Raw genomic sequence first — 21,995 nt, forward strand, 5'->3', positions numbered from 1 at the left:
TATTTCACAGTTTTAAAATGAAAAGTGTCATATCATTCTCTACAGGGTTTCACTTAAATATCTTGGAGGAACGATGAGTATTACACGTAGAAAATTTATTCGTAATGTCGCATTAGGTTCTGCTGGTATGGTGGTAATGCCAGAAACTATGGCTAAGGATACCTGTAGTAATGAAGGCGAAAAATTATTAAATGCTAAAAATATTGTCATTATTACCGCTGATCAGCTAGCTAAACGTGCGGTTGGGGGATATGGAAATAAGGTCGTAAAAACGCCGAATATTGATGCGTTAATGGCTCAAGGTGTCAGTTTTGAGAATGCTTATTGTAGTTATCCGCTATGTGCGCCTTCGCGCTCGAGCTTTTGGACAGGATGTTTACCTCATCATACGGGAGTTGTTGCCAATGATAATGCGGATATTCCTGAAACTTTGGCAACCGTGGGATCTATTTTTAGTGAGGCGGGCTATGAATGCTACCATTTTGGAAAACGCCATGATCACGGTGCGTTGAGAGGTTTTATTAGTGCGGAACAAATTGAAAAAGATTTTCCCGCTGAACCCGCTTTTCCTGTGAATTATGACACTAAAGAAGATGTATATTGCTTAGAGGAAAGCTTAAAATTTATTAATCGTTTGAATCAACGAAAAGAGAAAAAACCATTTTTATTAGCGGTTGAATTCAATAATCCGCATAATATTAACGGCTGGGTAGGAAAATTTGCAGGAGAACACGGCGATATTGAAGGGATCGGCGAATTGCCTGAGCTTTTAGATAATTTTGATACAAAATCAGATTTAATTAATCGACCAAAAGCGGTTCAATATGCTTGCTGTACTCATACAAGAGTAAAACAGGCAGGCAAATGGAATGAAAAGAATTTTCAACAATATCTTAAAGCTTATTATTACTATACAGAACTTGCGGATAATTATATTGGGCAAGTCATTAATGCATTGAAAGAAAACGGGCTTTATGATGATACGCTCATTGTCTTTTTCTCTGATCACGGCGACGCAATGGGGGCGCATCGGCTTGTTACAAAAATGAATTGGTTTTATGAAGAAGCGATGAATGTACCTTTTACCTTCCTCGGGCCAGATATTCAAAAAAATCAGCATAAAAAAGAGCTGGTATCCTTATGTGATTTATTGCCAACACTTTGTGATTATGTAGGGTTAACCGTTCCTAATCCGATTTATGGGCGTTCCTTGTTACCGTTATTACAAAATAAACCGACCGAAGCGTGGCGAGAATATGTTGTTGCCCATTGGAATACGGATCGAAATCTTGATCTTCAACCAGCACGAATGTTAAGAACGAATGAGTTTAAATATGTGCTTTACAAAGAGGACGAGGAAGAAGAACTCTATGATATGGTCAATGATCGCGGCGAAACACGTAATTTAGCAAATGATCCAAATTACCGAGAGATTAAGCGGGAATTACGTGCGAAATTAGACAAACATATCCAAAATAATTCTGATCCTTTTTATTCTCAAGATGTGTTAATTGATCCTCAACGTTGGCGTAGCCATTCATTGGGGTACGAACATCATACAGGGGAAACAAGTACCGAAATTTATTTACGGGAAATTCGCCCATTACTAACGAAGAAAGATTGGGAGAAAGCACATAAGGTAACGCTTGAATTACAGAAACAATTACGTTTGAGTAAAAGTGTACTTGTGGTGGATAAGTAATATCATAATGCTGTATGGCTGAGTGTTGTTTTGACATTCCACAGTTATACAAAAAAGCTAAAAAAACACCGCACTTTTTAAAAGTGCGGTATTAATTGAAAGATTTTTTAACTGGCTTAATTGAAAGTTTTCAGGCTATCGACAGTATTATCACAACCAGAGGTCGTGCAATAAAACAAGTCATTATGCAGTACGACAGCTGTATTGAAATTAGCATTTAAAGCTTTAACATCAAGTATATCAATTATTACAGGTGTTACGCCTATTTTTATGAGGGAGTACAATGCCAATTAACCATCTCGGTCAGCCTATCGGTGAACTTATTGCAGATTTTACAGTGGGAGAGTTGCCGAATATTCAAACGTTAGAAGGGCAATATTGTCGTTTGGAACGGCTTTGTGTATCTCGTCATTTTAGCGATATTTATGATTTTTTTGGGCCAAATAGCCCTGAAAGCCAATGGACTTATTTGTCTATTGATGCACAACCTAACGAACAAGCCGCACGGCAACTTTTGCAACAATGGGAAAGCCTGTCAGATCCCTATTATTTGGCGATTATTGATAAGGCGAGCAAAAAAGTGGTAGGGACATTTTCTCTAATGCGCATTGATACGAAAAATCGTACTATCGAAATGGGCTGGGTGATTTATTCAGAAAGCCTTAAACATTCCCGTGTTGCAACCGAAGCCCAATTTTTAGCAATGCAATATGTGTTTGAAACCCTACAATATCGCCGTTACGAATGGAAATGTGATAGTCTAAATCAGCCGTCTTTCAATGCGGCGAAGCGCCTTGGCTTTCAATTTGAGGGGGTTTTTAGGCGTGCGCTGGTGTATAAAGGGCGTAATCGCGATACGGCGTGGTTTTCAATGTTGCAAGAAGAATGGCAGGCAATGAAACCTAAGTTCCAACGCTGGCTTTCGGCTGATAATTTTGATGCCACAGGCAATCAATTACGCGCATTAAATGACTGCTAAAAATTTGCCAAATTTTGACCGCACTTTGTTATTTCTTATTGGTAAAGCCTATTGAATTTAGAGAGATGACCCTATTTTTACCTATTGTTTTTGCTTATGATGAGCGTATGATTGCACAAAATTTATCATAAACTTTATGTAAACTTAGGAGTAAAAAATGGAAAAACCTGCAATTGTTTTAGTACACGGTTTTTGGGGCGGTGCAAGCCATTGGAATAACGTGATTAACGCATTGAAAGCACAGGGGTATTTTGATGTGTATGCGGTAGAAAATCCGCTCACTTCATTAGCTGATGATGCAGCGCGTACACGCAAAATGGTGGCACAAATTCAGAAGCCAGTGGTGCTGGTAGGGCATTCTTATGGGGGTAAAGTGATCACAGAAATGGGCGATTTACCTAATGTGAAAGCTTTAGTTTATATCGCCGCCTTTGCTCCTGAAGTGGGTGAAAGTGCGGGCGGAATTAGTCAACAAAATCCACCTGAAGCATTTTCTGCCATTGTTGGCGATAGTGATGGTTATTTATGGATTGACCGCAGTCGTTATCAGCAAAGTTTTTGCCAAGATGTGAGCGAGGACGAAGCGTACCCAATGGCGATTACACAAAAAGCCCCATTAGCTTCCACTTTTGCGGATACCGTCAGCCAAGCCGCTTGGAAGGTGAAACCAAGTTTTTACCAAATTTCTACGCAAGATAGAATGATCTCTCCGGCTAACCAAAAAATGATGGCGGAACGTATTTCCCCACGTAAAATTATCAGCCTTGATGCAAGCCACGCTTCGCTAATGTCGCAAGCCGAAGCGGTAACGCAACTGATTTTAGATGCCGCGACAATGGCATAAAATCAAGGAAAAATCCCCGCACTTTGAGTCAGTAAAATAACATCAAAGTGCGGTGATTTTTTCAAAAAAATACCGCCTAAAATTAGGCGGTATAAAATAAAAAACACACTCATTAAAAAGTTATTTTTCAGAATCTAAAACTTCGTGGTTTTTCTCAACTTCACGGGCTTTTTGATAGCTTTCGATTAATAGTTGATATTCAGGGAAAACGGCTTGATAAGCTTCTGCCCATTTTTCTGCATCAGGACGATTCCAAGTTTGTTGGATTTCAGCGCATAGCCTTATATTTCCGTACGCAAAGAAATACAGCATAACCAACTCAACATTGCCCTTGCCGAGCCTTATCATTTACCGAGCGGAATGATCCACGCAGTTTATCCGTCAAGGAAAAGCCTATTGCCCAGCGCAGCCGCCTTGCTGGAATATTTAGCGCAATGGTTTAAAGAAAGTGATGTGGAATAGGGGAAAATTTGTGAAATTTTGACCGCACTTTGAATGGTTTCCCAAAGTAGCTCAAAGTGCGGTAATTTTTTTCAATATTTTTTAGAATGCGATGTTCTCACCATCATTTGGCACACTAACGCGATCGGTTAATTTTTCTTTGGCGATAAATTCACGTAAATCTTTACGGCTTACCGCAGTGTGATTGACTGAATCCATATGCACCGCAATGATTTTGGCATTTGGCACAGCTTGGTAAGCGTGAGCCACGTCTTCTTTGCTCATAATAATGCCGTTATTTGGAAAGGCATTAACGCGCGCATCACCTGTATTCATCACTAACACATCAGGGTTGTAATTGATTAAGGCTTTGTTTACATCTGCCGTCCACAGTGTATCGCCCAAAATATAGAGAGTTTTGTGATCTTTGGCGGTGAATACCACACCCATTGCATCGCCTAAGAGCTTACCCAATGGGGCAACGGCATACATTTCAGGCGTGCCGTGTGCGCCCCCTGTTTTGTGTAGCGTTACTTTGCCGATTTTTAGGCTTTCATCTAGCACGCGAACATCTTTAAACCCTTGATCTTTAATGAGTTTTGCATCGGCTTGATTTTGTACGATGATAGGCAAATTTTTCGGTAAGATTTGTTGTGCCACAGGATCCCAGTGATCTAAATGGGTATGAGTAACCACCACCGCAGACACGCCTTTGAACACGTCTTCAGCAGGCATAGGTAACTCAATCAATGGATTACGCTTTTGGCTGTTGAGCGTGCCTTCAAAACCTTCATAAGTGCCTTTTTTGGCAAGCATTGGGTCGATTAAAAAGGTTTCGCCCGCATAAGTGAGCTTAGCGGTGGCATTGCGAATATGTTGATAGACATCTTGCGCCAAAGCGTTAGTTGCCAATACGGCGCTAAGTAAAAAGCTAGAAAATAAGTGTTTAATCTTCATAAAATTTCCTTTGTTGATGAAAAATGCCATTATCGCTATTTTGCTAAATCAAAAATATTGGCTTATTATTCATATAACGAAAAGATTGACTCAAAAATCGAGAAAAATATGACCGCACCTGTTGTTGCTTTGGTTTTATACCCTAACTTTAATCCCTTTCAATTTGCCATTCCGAATATGGTTTTTTCGCTAAATATTGGCGAAGCTCCCTTATTCAAAGTGAAAATCGTGGCAGAAAATACCCAAAGTTGCTATGGCGAAAAGGGCATTTTTGTGCCTGCTGATGGGGATTTATCCTTGTTGGAAACAGCTGATGTTATCGTTCATTTTGGTTGGCACGATTTAACCCAACCGCCTAGCTTAGCAATGCAGAACGCCTTGCAAAGTGCCTTGGAGCGTGGCGCGTTATTAGTGGGGCTATGTTACGGTGCGTTTCCATTGGCATACAGTGGCGTGTTAAACGGCAAACGTGCCACAACCCATTGGCTAGGGGAGGCGGCTTTTCGTCAGCGTTTTCCAAACGTAAATTTGGATATTCAAGCGATTTATGTGGAAGACGGTAAGGTGATGACTTCAGCAGGCACGGCGGCAGGGCTAGATTGCTGTTTAGCCATTGTGCGGCGGATTTATGGGGTGAAAATAGCCAATCAGTTGGCTCGAATGTTGGTGATCTCACCACACCGAGAAGGTGGGCAGGCACAGTTTATCGAACGCCCTGTGGCAAGAAAATCTGCCAGTGAAAATATCAATGAATTATTGCAGCATATTCAGCAAAATTTGACGCAGGATTATTGCATTAATGATCTTGCTCAGCGTTTAAATATGAGCCGTAGCACCTTTACCCGTCATTTTCGCCAAGCCACAGGAATGGCGTTTACAGAATGGTTGATTGAAATTCGCTTGCAACAAGCACGCATTTTATTAGAAAGCACAGATTTAGAAATTGAACGCCTTGCGGCTCAAGTGGGATTTCATTCTGCCACCGCCTTTCGCCAACATTTCAAGAAAAAACATCAAATTAGCCCAAGCCTTTGGCGGAGAAGATTTAAGGAAAAATTGTGAAAAAAGTACCGCACTTGTCAATTTCACACACAAAAAAAGTGCCTCTTTCTGTGGGGGGAGAGGCACTAAAGTGTTGGAGTGATTATCTATTATTGTTTGAATGATTAGATGATAATAGTTCTCAAATAGGAAGTCAATAGATAAATGCAAATAATTCTCAACAAATTTTGTTATTCGATGTAAGGTACTGAATTTGTAAGAGAAAGTGCGGTAGGAATTTGTTGAGAAAATTCAAATTCCCCTGCGTAGGCATAAACTTCCACGCCTTCTTTAATGGCTTGTTTGAGTAGTTTCGCATATTCGGGATCGATATATTCTGCTACTTTGAAGCGATCGAAACCGTTGTGCAATCCTGCGAAAAAAATCACCGCTCTATGTCCCAGCTTTTTCATCGCCATTAATTCACGCAAGTGTTTTTGCCCGCGGGTTGTTACTGCATCAGGGAACATTCCGAGATTGCCTTTTACGAGCGTGACGGATTTCACTTCAACATAGCAATCGGGCAAGCCTTCGCCTTTGAGCAAAAAATCAATGCGGCTGTTTTCTTCGCCATATTTCATTTCTGGCAGAATTTCACTGTATGCGGCTAATTCTTTGATTTGCTTATTTTGCAAGGCTTCAAAGGTGAGCTGATTGGAGCGGTGCGTGTTAATGCACACCATTTGTCCATTTTTGAGCTGGGTGAGTTCCCACGAATGGGGATATTTACGGGTTTTGCTGTCGGAGATTGAATACCAAATGGTATCGCCTTTTTCGCCACAGCCTGTCATTGCCCCTGTGTTGGCACAGTGAATGGTGAGAACTTCACCATTCGCTAGTTCTACATCGGCTAAAAAACGTTTGTAACGGCGTATCAGTGTGGCGGATTGAAGTGCGGGTAATTGCATTTTGTGTTCCTGTTTCGATTAAAAAGGGAAGTGTATCATTTTGTAAAATTATGAAAAAGTAAAGTGCGGTGCTTTTTTATTCGTTTTTAATTATTGATTCTATGGCTTTTTTAGATGATTTTTAAAAATTTGATTTATAGGTAAATTTTTTCAATGAAATTTGCAAAATCTTTTTGTATCTTTTTTGCAATAAATGGTACAGTTAGAGCGGTTTTGACTATTGTCATTTATGGGCTGGAAAGCAAGGTTTTCCAGATTTTATCATCAACCAATTTGAAGGAAACATTATGTTAATTGGTGTACCTAAAGAACTGCTTGATAATGAAACCCGTGTGGCGGCAACGCCAAAGACTGTTCAGCAAATTTTAAAGCTTGGCTTTGAAGTGCTGGTTGAACACGATGCAGGTTTTAAAGCAAGTTTTGAAGATCAGGCATTTATTAATGCAGGCGCGAAAATCGGCACAGCACAAGAGGTTTGGAATGCCGATGTGATTATGAAAGTGAATCCGCCAACTGATGAGGAAATTGCGTTAATTAAAGAAGGGGCAACCCTGATCAGCTTTATTTGGCCAGCCCAAAATGAAGCCTTAATGCAAAAATTATCGGCTAAGAAAATCAATGTATTAGCAATGGACGCGGTGCCGCGTATTTCTCGTGCGCAATCCTTAGATGCCCTTTCGTCAATGGCGAATATTTCAGGCTATCGTGCGGTGGTGGAAGCCGCCAATGCGTTTGGTAGCTTCTTCACTGGACAAATCACGGCAGCAGGTAAAGTGCCACCTGCGAAAGTGTTGGTAATTGGTGCGGGTGTGGCAGGTTTGGCTGCGATTGGTACCGCAAATAGCCTTGGTGCGATTGTGCGTGCCTTTGACTCTCGTCCTGAAGTAAAAGAGCAAGTGAAATCAATGGGCGCAGACTTCTTAGAAATTGATTTTGAAGAAGAAGGCGGTTCAGGCGATGGTTATGCGAAAGTGATGTCGGAAGAATTTAATCGCCGTGCAATGGAGCTTTATGCGGCACAAGCGAAAGAAGTGGACATTATCATTACCACTGCTGCGATCCCAGGAAAACCTGCACCACGTTTGATCACCAAAGAAATGGTGGATTCAATGAAACCAGGCTCGGTGATTGTGGATTTAGCTGCCTTAACAGGGGGGAATTGCGAGTACACTAAACCGGGCGAAGTGTTCGTTACCGATAATCAAGTGAAAGTGATCGGTTATACCGATTTCCCTGCACGCTTGCCAACGCAATCTTCCCAACTTTACGGGACTAACTTGGTGAACTTGCTCAAGTTATTATGTAAAGAGAAAGACGGCACAATCAATATTGATTTTGATGATGTGGTATTGCGTGGTGTAACGGTTATTCGTGATGGTGAAATCACTTGGCCTGCGCCACCAATTCAAGTTTCAGCCCAGCCGCAGCAAAAAGTGGAAGTAGTGGTTGAGAAAAAAGAAGAAAAACCGCAAGACCCACGCGTGAAATACGGCATTATGGGCGCAATTGGTGTGTTGTTCCTATGGTTAGGTTCAGTGATGCCAGCGGCATTCTTATCACACTTTACCGTATTCGTACTTGCTTGTGTGGTGGGGTACTATGTGGTTTGGAATGTGAGCCACGCCTTACATACGCCATTAATGGCGGTAACCAATGCTATTTCAGGCATCATCATTGTGGGGGCGCTATTGCAAATTGCTCAAGGCAGTTTCTTTATTAGCCTGCTCGCGTTTATTGCAATTTTAGTAGCAAGTATCAATATTTTTGGTGGCTTTAAAGTTACCCAACGTATGCTTGCAATGTTTAGAAAAGGTTAAGGAGAAAAAGCAATGTCAGAAGGTTTAGTACAGGCTGCATATATTGTAGCGGCATTACTTTTCATTATGAGCTTAGCAGGGCTTTCTAAACACGAAACTGCTAAAGCAGGTTGTTGGTATGGCATTGTGGGTATGACCATCGCCCTTATCGCAACCATTTTTGGCCCACAAACTTCAGGGCAAATTTGGATCTTAATCGCTATGGCGATTGGCGCGGTGATTGGTATCCAACGTGCATTAAAAGTAGAAATGACCGAAATGCCAGAGCTTGTAGCTATTCTACATAGCTTTGTTGGTCTTGCAGCGGTGTTAGTTGGCTTTAACAGCTTTGGCTTACACGTTACCCCTGAATTTGTTGCGCCTGAAGGTACAGCATTTATCAGCGAAGCAGCATTAGAAAATGCGAAAGCTGCCTTTGATGCAGAACAAGCAACCCTTGCTACAATCCACAATGTGGAAGTGTTCTTAGGGATCTTCATCGGTGCGGTAACCTTTACAGGATCTGTGGTCGCATTCGGTAAATTACGCGGCATTATTAACTCTAAAGCGCTAATGTTACCGCATCGCCATAAATTAAATTTAGCGGCGCTAGTGGTTTCTGCCTTATTAATGATTGCGTTTTTAAGCTCACCAGAAAATATCTTCCCAGTGCTATTAATGACGCTCATTGCCCTTGCCTTTGGTTGGCATTTAGTGGCATCAATTGGTGGTGCAGATATGCCAGTGGTGGTGTCAATGCTGAACTCATATTCAGGTTGGGCAGCTGCGGCAGCAGGCTTTATGCTTAATAACGATCTCTTGATCGTAACTGGCGCATTAGTGGGGTCATCAGGTGCGATTCTTTCCTACATTATGTGTAAAGCGATGAACCGTTCATTTATCAGCGTTATCGCTGGCGGCTTTGGTAATGATGTGGTTGCAAGTGGTGATGAAGAACAAGGCGAACACCGCGAAACAACGGCAGAAGAAGTGGCGGAAATGCTGAAAAATGCAAGCTCTGTGATCATCACCCCGGGATATGGAATGGCGGTGGCTCAAGCGCAATATCCAGTAGCTGAAATCACACAAAAATTGCGTGATCGTGGTGTGAACGTGCGCTTTGGTATCCACCCAGTAGCAGGGCGTTTACCAGGTCATATGAACGTGTTACTCGCTGAAGCCAAAGTACCTTATGACGTGGTATTAGAAATGGACGAAATCAACGACGATTTCGCAGATACTGATGTGGTATTGGTTATCGGCGCAAATGACACCGTAAACCCTGCGGCAATGGACGATCCAAACAGCCCAATCGCAGGAATGCCAGTGCTAGAAGTGTGGAAAGCCGCTAACGTGGTGGTATTCAAACGCTCAATGGCAGTGGGCTACGCAGGCGTACAAAATCCATTATTCTTCAAAGAAAACACCCAAATGCTCTTCGGCGATGCGAAAGAGCGTGTTGATGATATTTTGAAGGCGTTGTAGGGATTGCTGAAAATACGTTAAAAATAGACCGCACTTTTGGTAAAGTGCGGTTTTTTCTAGGCATAGTAATAAGTGTGGAATATCTAGATTCAATATTGTTACTTTTAGATTAAGCAAGTAGGATATAAAACTATGATGCAATGTTTTCCCATCAATCGCAATTAACTCCTTGCTCTTATCTCATTGATAAAATCAATAAAAATCTCGTTAAAAGCTTTTGGAACGATGTGTTTGATAATACGAGCAATAGTATCATAGACATGAATGCCATGTTCGAGAGGACGATATCTGCTCAACTAATCCTGATGCTATTCTCCGAAAAGTTTAATGCCCGCCAAGCTATTAGCACCAGAAAACACTGCGGTAATGACAAGAAAAACAATATCGAGAAAGTCATATTTTTTGGGGTAAGGTCTGGGGGGAAGTCATTGCGAAAACTGAAGACATTCATATAGCCTCAATAGGTTTTGTAGGCTGAGACTATATGACTATATTGGATCATAAAATTGGAGAAAATGCGATCTTACCCTGTGAATTAGGATATTTACTCTTGAATAAAAATGTACAAGATTTAACTACGCAAGTTTTATTCGTGAGTTAGGGGCCGTAATAATAATCTCCGTTTTTGGGATACCAGAAGTTTTCATCTTCTAATAAATAGTTTAACGATATTTTAACATTATACCTTTCACATTCAAAATAAATAAAAGCTTATAATAGGGTAGTGTTAGTAGTATTATTCAATAAACTTAACTCATTTCTTATTTAATAAAAGATAATCTTTTTACTAAAAATTTAGCAAAGATTTTATATTTCAAAACTTGCCTTTTCAGGAAAAACTTTTTCCAATTCATTTAATAATCGTTCTTTTACTAGATAAAATTCTTGCTCAGTTAAGTCAGGACTATCATTAAAGCATACAAAATTAATATGTGGATCTTTTTTAAGTTTTTCGAAAATTTCATTGACATCTTTCACTGAGGAAATATTTTTATCACCTATTCCATCATTAAATTTTAGTGGATAAAACTCACCACTTAACAGATGCCAATATCGATATAAATACGGTGTTAGATCAGTTTTATCCCTAAATTTATTTTTAGATACTCTCTCTAGTTGTAGCTTAAAAATTTCTCTTACTTTTTCTAAAGTATTTATTAAGTAGGGTTGAGGATGGTGCCAATGTTTTAGACTAATGGCTTTTCTATAAAAATTTTTCATTAAGAAGTTATTTAATTTTTCGGTCATAGAATAACTAGCATGATATATAAGATCTTTAGAAATAGTTTGAATATTTTTTTTACTATTTACTAAAGTTATATCATTCAATAATGAATAACTCCAGGAATCAGTTATCCCCCGTAATTTTAATAAAAACTTAGATCTTGGAATTAATGTATGACACAAAAAGTCAACTGGAAGATTATTTATAAAAAACCTAGAGGCATCAACCTTTCGGAATATTAGCATATCATCATTTAAATATATAAATTTTTCAGTAAGCCCTAAGTTTTTTAAGGAGGATAAATTGCATTCTATAGAATTACTATTAAAAGTAGGTAGATCTGTTTTATCATAAAATAGTTCTTCATGGCTAATTAGGCGTATTTTATGGTGTTTTATATTTAGCCATTTTGGATAATGGCCTTCTGTTATTAAAAATATATTATTGTACCAGCTGCAATTCTTTTCAATTGAACGTAAAACGTATTTTAATATTTCCATATCCCGATATCTAGCAGATGTATTAGAACCTAAGTCGACGTTTCTCTCATTACTAAAATGCTCTTTTTTTTCTTGCCATAATTCGTCTGATGGGTCAACCCAAGGTAATACAAAATCAATCTTATCAAGGTTATTATTGTTCATATCCACTCCTTAATCTATGAGATACTATATTTAAAAAATACCATACTAATGAAAATAATATAAATTCATAAAAATACTCAAAAAACTCTCCTCTAGGTAAAAATAATAGTGTCATAACAAAAAGCAAGGATAGGTATTTAATATATGGAGTATTTTTTCTTATTTCAATAAAAATGACTAACATTCCTAGAAAAGCCATTCCTAGAAAAACAGAAGCTTTCCCACCTTCATATAATTCTACAATATAACTTGCTCCTACTCCTTCTCCATTTAAATAGGCTTCATGGGAAATCGCATAGGTAAGTTCATAAGACAAGTAATTTGTATTATTTATTACTCTCATACTTGCTCCTCCTCTATGCATCCTATCGATAATTGGTGCCATTATATAAGGATAACTATCTCTATTAATTATATCTTTATATTCTATGTAGTAAGGTAAAACAATACCGCTAACACCTTGGGAGGCTAAAAAATTTATTATTGAGATATCTTTGGTGCTTTTATTAGTCTCTGAATCAGTTCTATAATAATTTATATATTGAAAAATAAAGGAGAAAGAAATTAAACCAACTAATATTAGTAGTGATAATTTTATATTTATTTTTCTCTCTCTATGCAAATAAGAAAACCAATACCATATAAGAAATATAGTTGAAATTCCAAACTCTGCTCTTTTTCCTAGAGAAAGATATACCCCGGATATAACCACCATTAATATTGCTAAAAAATAAAATTGTTTTTTATTAAGATTACAAGATAATAATAGACTTATTCCTAAAAGATACAATTTATAACTGGTAAATTCAATAGTTCTAATTAAATCTGATGGATTATCTATTTTATATAAAGAAAGGTAACCAAGTTCATTGACCATACTAATTAGTAAATACATTTTATAAATTAATCCTGGAGCAGATAAAATTAAAAATAATATGCCTATTTTATATATAAATTTTTCATTTGCTAATTTTTTTTTGAGCGTTTTTTTATTATTTGAATCCATGATTAAAAATCCACTCATTAGTCCCATTATTGAAATAATATAAATTATAATAGTTTCACTTATAGTTTTATCCTCAAAATAATTATGAACAAATCGAGTCTGAGATCTTATATCATAAGGTAATAAATTCCATAAGTCCAAGATAAATCTAGAGTAAATAAAAAGCCCAAATAAGGCTGTTATAATAAATGCAAGTGGATACTTATTTATGTTGAATATTGTCCAAATAATACAAACTCCATAAAGTAAAAATAAAAATAATTCAAGTAAAAAAATAGAAATATCTGAGTTGATACTTATATATAATGATAATATTAAGTATGGTAAAAAAATAAAGTAATGTGATGTGAGTTTTTTTAGTTTCATATTAAATAATATATCCAATTAAATTTTTATTTTTGCAAACATATATTCTATATATAAGTTCAACTAAAACACTAGCATTGTATGCGATAATTAAGGACTCTATAGAAAATATTTTCGTAATATATAAAAACAAAATTAAGAAAAAATAACTTATGGAAGTAATCAATAAACTTTTTAAATATAATTTTTCTAGATTATTTGTAATCAAAACAAATTGTCCTATGCAAGAACTAAAAGTGGCTAGGAAAAGATAGATTCCCATCAAATGGATAAAAGAATTAATAAAGAGCATATTTTCATCTCTAGATATAAAATAAATTATTTTATCTGAGAATAAATATAAAATAGCATATAGAAAGCAACTGCATAAAAATATAGCCCAAATAATTTTTCTTACTTTTCCTTTAATATTATTCTTCACTACGTATGGGAAAAATACTACATTCATATTATATAATATAGATCTAAAGGCCCATATTATCTTTTCAGCTAGATCATAATATGTAACATATGACATACCTAAGAACATTCCTATTATAGTAATATTTCCTTTATCTTTTATAATTGATGAAAAATCAGAAAATAAAAAAACATATCCTTCTTTAATTCTCTCTATAATATTTTTCTTTTCAACAAATATCAAACGTACATTTTCTTTCTTGATAGCAATATAGAGTGAAATTATAGAGCCTACTAAATTTCCAATAAAGTATAAAAAAGGTATAAATATATAATCATATTCATTTCTTACTATTAATATTATAAATATTGCTCCCAGTATTCTTGATAATACATTAACTATGGTTATATATTTCATTTTTTCAATTCCCTGAAAAAACCATATTGGTAATAAAGCATCAGAAAAACAAATAAAGAGAGAAGCTATATAAAGAACCATATCATTCTGGTTTATACCAGATATAATACAGAATAAGATAGTAATTAATAATGAAATAAAAAATAAGATTAATTTAGCGTATATTGTTGAAGAAAAAATAATGTTGGTTTTCTCTTGGTTATCCTTATTTAGACTAATAGATTTTGTGCTAGAAATGTTAAATCCGAAATTGGTGAATACTAGAAAATAATTGGCTATTGTTTGTGCAAAAATAATTTTCCCATACAAGCCTTCTCCTAATCTGTGTAATAAAAAAGGAAACAGAACTAGAGGTAAAAAAATATTTACTCCATAAACAATAGACAGGTACAAAAAGTTATTGATCTGAGTTTTGTATTCTATATATATTTTAATCATTAAAATTTTCAATTTAAATATTAATTAGTTATCATAAAAAAATAATAGTATAACTAAATGCAGATTCTATAATGAATATCTACATTTATACAAGTAAGAATAATATTTCTAATATATGTCAGTATTGAGTTTTGCAAGCTTTAACTTTTTATTCCTTTTTCAAATATACTACGTGACGCCATCTTGGCATACTGATTAGTCCCCAAATGGTACCTATCCCATAAGAAAAATGTAAAAGTATAAAGATGATTGGAAGAAAGATATCCCCTATCCAGAAATTTTTTTTAAAAATAGATGTTATTGTCATTATGATATTAGCTATACCGTATAGCACTGTTAATAATATAATGAAAATAGGGCAACCTATAGTCGCTAAGATTAATGAAGCCAAAATAGATAATACGAATATTGCAGGTACAAAATGAAAAATAGAAAAACATTTAGGACAAATTCCTATTGTCCGTCCGATCCAAAATCCATTTCCATACTTTTGTTTCAGCATGGCTTTTAAAGAGCTTCTTGTATGGTGATATGAAATGCAGGAAGGCTCAAAACAAATTCGATATCCAGATTTCCTAATACGATAGTGCATTTCATTATCTTCTGTTCGTCCGAGTTTTTCATTGAATCCCCCAGTTTTATCAAAGACTTCTCTACGATAGATTCCGTGTGAAATCGATTTTACATATGTTCGAGTTGAATTTCTTCTGTAAGGAGCTATACCACTACCGAACATTGAAGATTCCGCTGTCGAAAGCGTTTCTTTCCATTTTGTTTGTTCATCGACAATTCTATGACAGGGCCCTCCTGCAACGTATTCCCCATCTTTGATAACTCTGACTCGACGACTTACGAAATCAGGAGGAGCACAGCCATGAGCATCAAATCTAATTATAACATCTCCACTAGCATTTTGAATTGCTATATTCCAACCGGGGGCTTGTTTTATCTTTTCATTTTCAATCACTTTCGAGTTATAGAATCCTCTTGCTTTTGCTACAAATTCATCCATATATTTTTTTGTTTTATCTGTAGACATTGAATCCACAAAAATAATCTCAATTTTTTCATGAGGATAATCTTGGGCCATGATCATATCAAAAATGGCAGGCATATTTTTTTCTTCATTGTGTGCAACAATACAAAAAGATACAATCATTGTTTAGTCTCTCTTAATTGTAACTAAAAAATTATTAATAATATCAATATCCTACATATATAATGGTTAATTCGTCTTAAGATATTGTATTTCTTATTATAATAAAATATCTAAATAAAAGTTGAGTTTTTATATTAAATAATACTGTCTAATTTAGAAAATTATTTTAGATATATCTCTATTACTTAATTACCGCTAATACTGTTTTTATCATTGTAAATAGATCTCTACTAAACGAATAATTTCGAATACTCTCTAAATTCCATTTCATTTTTTCGGGAAGTACTTTTTCAATGTATTCTTTATCTGAATCTTCAGCATTAGATAAAAGTCTATCTTCATTTTTATATTCAATACTCGCTTCACTTGTAATGCCTGCTGGCAAGAGTAATGTTGACATCATTTCCGCAGTATAGTTATTTACGTATTTGGGTACTTCAGGTCTAGTACCAACAAAACTCATTTCTCCTTTGAGAACATTGATTAATTGAGGGAGTTCATCTAAACGAGTTTTTCTGAGCTTTTCTCCAATAGTTGTAATCCGTTTGTCATTATCCACTGTGACTTGTGAACCTAAAGACTCCGCATTTGCTACCATTGTGCGAAATTTATAAATTTTAAACTCTCTGCCATATTGAGTTATTCTTGTTTGTCTGAAGAATATCTCGCCTGGACTATCCTTATTAATTTTATAAGCTATATATAAAAATAAGGGAGATAGTAAAATCAATAAAATAGTAGCTAAACATCTATCAAGAGCAAATTTAAACAGTAGGCTAATTTTCTTTTTCTTCAAGTAGTCATAATACGGCTTCACTGATTCATTTTTTATTTGTGAAGGTAAATCATTCCAATTTCTCAAAATCATATTAATCACTCAAAATTCGCTTGAAGTTTTCAATAACATAATCAATTTCCTCATCAGTTAGCTGGGTATGTAAAGGTAATGTTACCTCATTACAATATTGTTGATAAGCATTAGGGAATTGCTCTATTGAAAAGCCGAGTGATTTATATGCTGTATGCATAGGTAAAGGCTTGTAATGAACATTAGTCGCGATACCAGCTTCTGCCATTTTTTCGATAAATTGGTTACGGGATACTTCATCTTTATTTAATAGGCGTGTCAAAAATAAATGTCCACTACTTGAATATTCACTCGTAAAATGAGGAAGAATATCAATATTAGAATTTTTTAATCCAGAAATATATTTCTTAATAATTTCTTTTCGTTTTTCTAATAGGCTAGGATAACGGTTGAATTGCGCTAGTCCAATAGCAGCACTAATATCTGTCATATTACATTTATAGTAGCAGCCTTGGATATCATATTCCCAAGCACCTAACTTAGTTTTAGCTAACGCATCTTTGCTTTGACCATGCAAAGATAGTAATTGAAACTGGCGGTAAAGATCCTGATTATCTATACCATCAATATTTTTCCAAGTAGCACATCCACCTTCAGCTGTAGTAAAATTTTTAACTGCATGAAAAGAGAAACTGCTAAAATCAGCAATATTTCCCGCCATTTTATTCTTCCATATACTACCTAAAGAATGTGCGCAGTCAGCAACAACCGCAATGCGACCTATTTTCTGCTGTAAATCATTAGAAGGTTTAAATAGGGATTTTTTGCGTTCTACTATTTCGAAAATTTTATCGTAATCGCAAGGAACTCCAGCTATATCAATGGGAATAATTGCTTTTGTTTTATCGGTAATGGCATTTTCTAATGCCTCGTAATCCATTTGATAGGAGTTTGGGCTTGTATCTATTAGCACAAGTTTTGCTCCAATATGGATAACTGGGCTTGCGCTGGCCGTATAGGTATAGGCACAGGTGATGACTTCATCACCTTCTTTAATACCTAATATTCTAAGGATAAGTTCTAAAGCTGCTGTTGCTGAATTTAAACAAACTACTTTCTCTGTACCTATGTAGGAGGCAAGTTTATTTTCTAATTCTTTTGTTTTAGGGCCTGTAGTTATCCAACCGCTCTTTAAGGCAGAAATTACTTCGTTAATTTCTAAATCTGTAATATCAGGAGGAGAGAAGCTAATTTTCACCGTTTATTCCTTAATGTAAATATATTATTGAGATAAATTTTGATATACCATATCACAATTTTCTGTTGCTGGGCTAAAAGCTGTAGATGAAGAAATCAATAAATCCCTAATCTCATCAATCTTGTACTCTGAACATAATATGTCTAATCGCTGCAAGATGTTATTCAAGTCATTCCAATCAAGCATTGTTTCGATAGCTGTCATAATTCTTGGATGTTGTGTTCCCTGTACGTTATCACCGATAAGTAGTTCTTCATATAATTTCTCACCAGGTCTTAATCCTGTAATTGAGATCTCAATATCTCCGTTCGGATTTTTCTCATTTCTTAATGTTAGACCGCTTAAATGAATCATTCTTACGGCTAAATCATAAATTTTTACTGGTTTACCCATATCTAAAACAAAAACATCTCCACCTTTTCCCATTGCACCAGCTTGGATAACTAGTGAGGCGGCCTCAGGGATTGTCATAAAAAAGCGCGTGATTTTTTGATGTGTTAATGTTATTGGGCCACCTTCTTGAATCTGTTTATTAAATAATGGAACCACAGAACCCGAAGAACCTAAAACATTTCCAAAACGAACCATACAAAAACGCGTTGTATTTTGCGTTTTGGCCAATGCTTGTAGAATTAATTCAGCCATACGCTTTGTTGTACCCATTATATTGGTTGGACGAACCGCTTTGTCAGTAGAAATCAAGACAAAAGTAGAAACTCCTGCTTCAATAGCTGCTTGGGCACAATATAAGGTTCCAAAAATGTTATTACGAATCCCTTCAACAACATTGTATTCAACTAAAGGAACATGTTTATATGCCGCAGCATGATAAACCGTATCTACTTTGAACGAACGCATAATAATATCTAGCCTATGCTTTCTTTGTACCGAACCCAATAGTGGAATTAATTCAACGTGTTGAAAATCAGCATTCCTTAATAATTCTTGGTGTATTTGATATAAGGAAAATTCATTTAATTCAAATAAAATTAACTTTTTAGGTGATTGTTTAATAATCTGACGACATAATTCAGAACCGATAGAACCACCAGCACCGGTCACCATAACAATTTTATTTTTTATATCCTGCGCCAATAAGGACTCAATGGGAGTTACTGGATCACGCCCTAAGAGTTCAGAAATTGAAACTTGATTTAAACTAGTTAAATGTGCTTTACCGCTGACAATATCTTCCATTCCTGGTATTGTAAGTACTTCACATTTATATTTACTAATTCGATTAATAATCGCTTTACGCTGACTTTGCGTTGCACTAGGCATTGCTAATAGGATTTTTTTAATGTTTTTATTGTCTATTAATTTGCCTAATGATTTAGGGCTATAAACAGTAATGCCATGTAATATGGTTTTATGCAGAGCTTTATTATCATCAATAAAGCCAACGACTGAATAATGAGAACCTTGATTTAAAGCTGTTAGTAGTTGTCGGCCTGAATAACCAGCTCCATAGATCAAAACTTTAGTTCTAGAATCTTTATTATGACTAAGTAACATTCGCCATAAAAAACGAGTGTATGTAATAAAAATAGATATAAAGATAAAATAGAGAAAAGGAATTGATCTAGGTAAATTAAATTGAAATATAAATACAACAGCTAATAGCGTGGCTGTTGATAAAATTGAAGCAAGAATAGCAACTTGAGTAAATTTTATTGTAACAAAACGAATAACAGCCCGATATAATCCTAATCGCATAAAAAACAGAATAGAAATACATCCAACTAATAAGATAATATACCAATTTTCGGTCAGTTTGAGTTCTTCACCAAGCTCAAGGCGAACTCCTAGTGCCAAAAAGTAAGAAAATATAATAAGGAAGATATCAATAGTTATTGATATAAATCTTTTTATACTGCGTGGCAAGGATAAAATGTAATCAAGCATAAATTTATGAACTCTCGCGACAGATTTTGGTCCGTTTGTTATTGAAAAAAATTGGTCTTGTAAGAATTGAATTTTAACTAATAAGCAGTGAGTTGTCAAAGTTAGAAGACTATGTAAGGGAGCTATTAGCAGAATGAGATTCTATCTATGCATTATGCAAAATAGTCTTAACAGTAGAGGTTTTATAAAAAAAAGTGTATCATATATAGATATGTTCTTTAAAGGAAGTGTTTATGATCAGAAAAAGTTTTTTCTTATATAGCATTAATGTATTGGTTCTATGTTTCTTTTTGGTACTTTTATCAATAAAAAGATCTTATTATGTTGCGCCTGCTATCTTGGTGCTTTTTTCATTTATTTATATTTTTTATACTTATAAAAGTATAGAGTATGAATATGATGCTAAGAAGTATGTGAAATTTTCTTTACTTTATTATATTGTTGGATTGTTTGTTGCTACTCTTAATGGTGATGCGATTCCAAGTTCTTTTAAGGCAGATCATTTTTTATTATTGTCAATTCCTATTCTTTTCCTTCTTATTAGATATAGACCAAACTTTAAGTTTTTGACAATTGTTTTTGGTGTTAGTTGCCTGTTCTACGGTATTCAGTCTTTATATAATAAGTTTTATCTTGGAATCGATAGAGCATTTGATCCTGATATTATAAATCCTATACCTGCTGCTGCAATTATAATGACGGTTACATTATATTGTATAGCATTAGGATTTCATTATTTAGAAAAAAAAGTTAAAGTTAAAATAGGCGTATTTTTACTTTTTTCTTCTTATATAGGTCTTTTGGGAAATATTGCAACAGGAAGTAGAGGAAGCTGGATTGTCTTTCCCTTTGTACTTTTTTTTCTATTTTTTAAATATAAAAAGTCTCTCAAAAGAGTGGTCTACTCATTTTTTATGTTACTAATCTCAATTATTATAGTTGTAAGTATTATACCTCAGTTTGGCGTTAGCAAAAGATATCAAGCTGCCCTGGATAACATTACTCAGTATGTAGATGATTCTAATGCTCATAGCTCTGTTGGTGTCAGATTTGATTTATATAAAGGTGCTTGGTACGCAATTCAAGAAAAGCCTATCTTAGGATGGGGACGAGATGGCATGTTGCACAAACGTCATGAGCAGGCAGAATCTGGCGTAATTCCAAACTACACTAAAGATTATACCCATTCTCATAACCAATTTATTGAACAAACTTATCATAGGGGTATTATTGGGTTATTTGTATTATTATTGCTAATATATACTTTCTTAAAATACTTTATTGATGTTTATAAAAATTCGAGTGTGGAAGATAGAAAGATTATAGCATTATTAGGAGTAATAAATATTTTTGGATTAATATTCTTTAATCTAACGGATTCTTTATTAATAAATAAAGAATATGCAATGTTCTTTTATATGTGTAATGTTATTTTTTATGCAATGACAATTGACAATAATCGGAGATTAACCGAATGATACCTATTTATGTGATTCATATTGAATCAGCAAAAGATAGAGAGAGACTTATTAAAGCGCAATTTGATAAATTAGGCATTAAATTTCAATTTTTTTCTGCGGTTAATGCTAGAGAGAATCCTGGGCATACTTTATTTTCGCATTATAATGCCAAGAAACATTTTCAAAGAAAAGGAAGAACTCTTTCATTAGGCGAATTAGGTTGTTTTGCTAGCCATTATTCTTTGTGGAAAGAATGTGCTAACAACAATACACCTATCATTGTATTAGAGGATGATATAAGTCTTCTTGATAACTTTAAATCTGTTTATAGTAATTTAGATGAACTTTTAGGAAGTTACCCTTTTTTATGGTTGCATAAAAATTATCGTAATGTTGAAAGAGTTGAAGTAGAAAAATTTAGTGATTTTTCAGTAACGAAGTTTTATAAGGATTATTTTTGTGCCCAAGGTTATGCTATAACTCCTAAGGCAGCTAGAAAATTGCTTGATTATTGTAAGGTTTGGATTTTTCCTGTGGATGATCAGATGGCGCGCTTTTATGAAAACAAAATTGAGAATTTTGCAATTTATCCTCCTTGTATTGATCGAATAGAGGGAATTGACTCTCTTATAGGAGAGGATAAACGAGGTGAAAAGAATCTATCTCTGCTTTCAAAAATCAGACGCGAATACTTTAACTTAAAAGATCGTATTAATCGGTTTATACATAATTTTTTATTTAGGCTAAAACATTAAT

The 21,995-nt window shown here is 35.1% G+C and carries 18 protein-coding genes; 8 read left to right on the forward strand and 10 right to left on the reverse strand.

Annotated elements, in window-relative coordinates:
* Positions 1–73: 73 nt before the first annotated feature.
* The 3 genes from ACNAV8_RS00670 to ACNAV8_RS00680 all read left to right on the forward strand — a co-directional run bounded on the left by ACNAV8_RS00670 (position 74) and on the right by ACNAV8_RS00680 (position 3,525).
* Entirely contained in the window at positions 74–1,702 is a 1,629-nt protein-coding gene (locus ACNAV8_RS00670) for a sulfatase family protein (RefSeq protein WP_415777027.1), read from the forward strand.
* Between the two features lie 283 nt (positions 1,703–1,985).
* Positions 1,986–2,681, forward strand: coding sequence for a GNAT family N-acetyltransferase (locus ACNAV8_RS00675; RefSeq protein WP_103855946.1), 696 nt, complete (start codon positions 1,986–1,988; stop codon positions 2,679–2,681).
* A 157-nt stretch (positions 2,682–2,838) separates the two neighbouring features.
* Positions 2,839–3,525 carry an alpha/beta hydrolase gene (locus ACNAV8_RS00680; protein ID WP_103855945.1) on the forward strand — a complete coding sequence of 229 codons (687 nt, stop codon included), beginning with the start codon at positions 2,839–2,841 and terminating at the stop codon, positions 3,523–3,525.
* Positions 3,526–3,645: 120 nt separating this feature from the next.
* On the opposite strand, the gene ACNAV8_RS00685 is transcribed toward ACNAV8_RS00680, so the two are convergent.
* Positions 3,646–3,837, reverse strand: a complete 192-nt coding sequence (locus ACNAV8_RS00685; RefSeq protein ID WP_208107154.1) for a hypothetical protein — start codon at positions 3,835–3,837, stop codon at positions 3,646–3,648.
* 231 nt (positions 3,838–4,068) lie between these two features.
* Positions 4,069–4,923 carry an MBL fold metallo-hydrolase gene (locus ACNAV8_RS00690; protein ID WP_103853205.1) on the reverse strand — a complete coding sequence of 285 codons (855 nt, stop codon included), beginning with the start codon at positions 4,921–4,923 and terminating at the stop codon, positions 4,069–4,071.
* A gap of 108 nt (positions 4,924–5,031) precedes the next feature.
* Here ACNAV8_RS00690 and ACNAV8_RS00695 point away from each other — a divergent pair, with 108 nt between their 5' ends.
* A complete protein-coding gene (locus ACNAV8_RS00695; protein ID WP_103853204.1) occupies positions 5,032–5,985 on the forward strand; it encodes a GlxA family transcriptional regulator in 954 nt (317 codons plus the stop codon).
* Between the two features lie 170 nt (positions 5,986–6,155).
* On the opposite strand, the gene sfsA is transcribed toward ACNAV8_RS00695, so the two are convergent.
* A complete protein-coding gene (sfsA, locus tag ACNAV8_RS00700; RefSeq protein WP_415777028.1) occupies positions 6,156–6,872 on the reverse strand; it encodes a DNA/RNA nuclease SfsA in 717 nt (238 codons plus the stop codon).
* Positions 6,873–7,159: 287 nt separating this feature from the next.
* On the opposite strand from sfsA, the gene pntA reads away from it, so the two are divergent.
* Both pntA and pntB read left to right on the forward strand, forming a co-directional pair.
* Positions 7,160–8,689, forward strand: coding sequence for a Re/Si-specific NAD(P)(+) transhydrogenase subunit alpha (gene pntA, locus ACNAV8_RS00705; protein WP_103855944.1), 1,530 nt, complete (start codon positions 7,160–7,162; stop codon positions 8,687–8,689).
* Positions 8,690–8,701: 12 nt separating this feature from the next.
* The gene (gene pntB, locus ACNAV8_RS00710) at positions 8,702–10,153 is read left to right on the forward strand and encodes a Re/Si-specific NAD(P)(+) transhydrogenase subunit beta (RefSeq protein WP_103855943.1); all 1,452 of its coding nucleotides are present in this window, start codon (positions 8,702–8,704) and stop codon (positions 10,151–10,153) included.
* Between the two features lie 807 nt (positions 10,154–10,960).
* On the opposite strand, the gene ACNAV8_RS00715 is transcribed toward pntB, so the two are convergent.
* From ACNAV8_RS00715 to ACNAV8_RS00745, 7 genes are all read right to left on the reverse strand, one after another.
* Positions 10,961–12,022: a Stealth CR1 domain-containing protein gene (locus ACNAV8_RS00715; protein WP_415777029.1), complete on the reverse strand. Its 1,062-nt coding sequence runs from the start codon at positions 12,020–12,022 to the stop codon at positions 10,961–10,963.
* The gene (gene wzy / locus ACNAV8_RS00720) at positions 12,012–13,394 is read right to left on the reverse strand and encodes an O-antigen polysaccharide polymerase Wzy (protein WP_103853199.1); all 1,383 of its coding nucleotides are present in this window, start codon (positions 13,392–13,394) and stop codon (positions 12,012–12,014) included. Before wzy ends, ACNAV8_RS00715 begins: the two co-directional genes overlap by 11 nt.
* Position 13,395: 1 nt before the next feature.
* On the reverse strand, positions 13,396–14,649 hold the full coding sequence (locus tag ACNAV8_RS00725; RefSeq protein WP_115261383.1) for an oligosaccharide flippase family protein: 1,254 nt from the start codon (positions 14,647–14,649) through the stop codon (positions 13,396–13,398).
* A 148-nt stretch (positions 14,650–14,797) separates the two neighbouring features.
* Entirely contained in the window at positions 14,798–15,808 is a 1,011-nt protein-coding gene (locus tag ACNAV8_RS00730) for a glycosyltransferase (RefSeq protein WP_103853196.1), read from the reverse strand.
* Positions 15,809–15,989: 181 nt separating this feature from the next.
* Positions 15,990–16,676, reverse strand: coding sequence for a sugar transferase (locus ACNAV8_RS00735; RefSeq protein ID WP_462934449.1), 687 nt, complete (start codon positions 16,674–16,676; stop codon positions 15,990–15,992).
* 1 nt (position 16,677) lies between these two features.
* On the reverse strand, positions 16,678–17,874 hold the full coding sequence (locus ACNAV8_RS00740; RefSeq protein WP_103853194.1) for a DegT/DnrJ/EryC1/StrS family aminotransferase: 1,197 nt from the start codon (positions 17,872–17,874) through the stop codon (positions 16,678–16,680).
* A gap of 24 nt (positions 17,875–17,898) precedes the next feature.
* A complete protein-coding gene (locus ACNAV8_RS00745) occupies positions 17,899–19,779 on the reverse strand; it encodes a polysaccharide biosynthesis protein (RefSeq protein ID WP_415777030.1) in 1,881 nt (626 codons plus the stop codon).
* A gap of 233 nt (positions 19,780–20,012) precedes the next feature.
* Here ACNAV8_RS00745 and ACNAV8_RS00750 point away from each other — a divergent pair, with 233 nt between their 5' ends.
* Together ACNAV8_RS00750 and ACNAV8_RS00755 are read left to right on the forward strand one after the other, a co-directional pair.
* Positions 20,013–21,257: an O-antigen ligase family protein gene (locus ACNAV8_RS00750; protein ID WP_415777031.1), complete on the forward strand. Its 1,245-nt coding sequence runs from the start codon at positions 20,013–20,015 to the stop codon at positions 21,255–21,257.
* Positions 21,254–21,994 carry a glycosyltransferase family 25 protein gene (locus tag ACNAV8_RS00755; protein ID WP_415777032.1) on the forward strand — a complete coding sequence of 247 codons (741 nt, stop codon included), beginning with the start codon at positions 21,254–21,256 and terminating at the stop codon, positions 21,992–21,994. The genes ACNAV8_RS00750 and ACNAV8_RS00755 overlap by 4 nt, the downstream gene beginning before the upstream one ends.
* Position 21,995: the final 1 nt, after the last annotated feature.

This window comes from Avibacterium endocarditidis (assembly GCF_965138825.1).
GTDB lineage: Bacteria > Pseudomonadota > Gammaproteobacteria > Enterobacterales > Pasteurellaceae > Avibacterium > Avibacterium endocarditidis.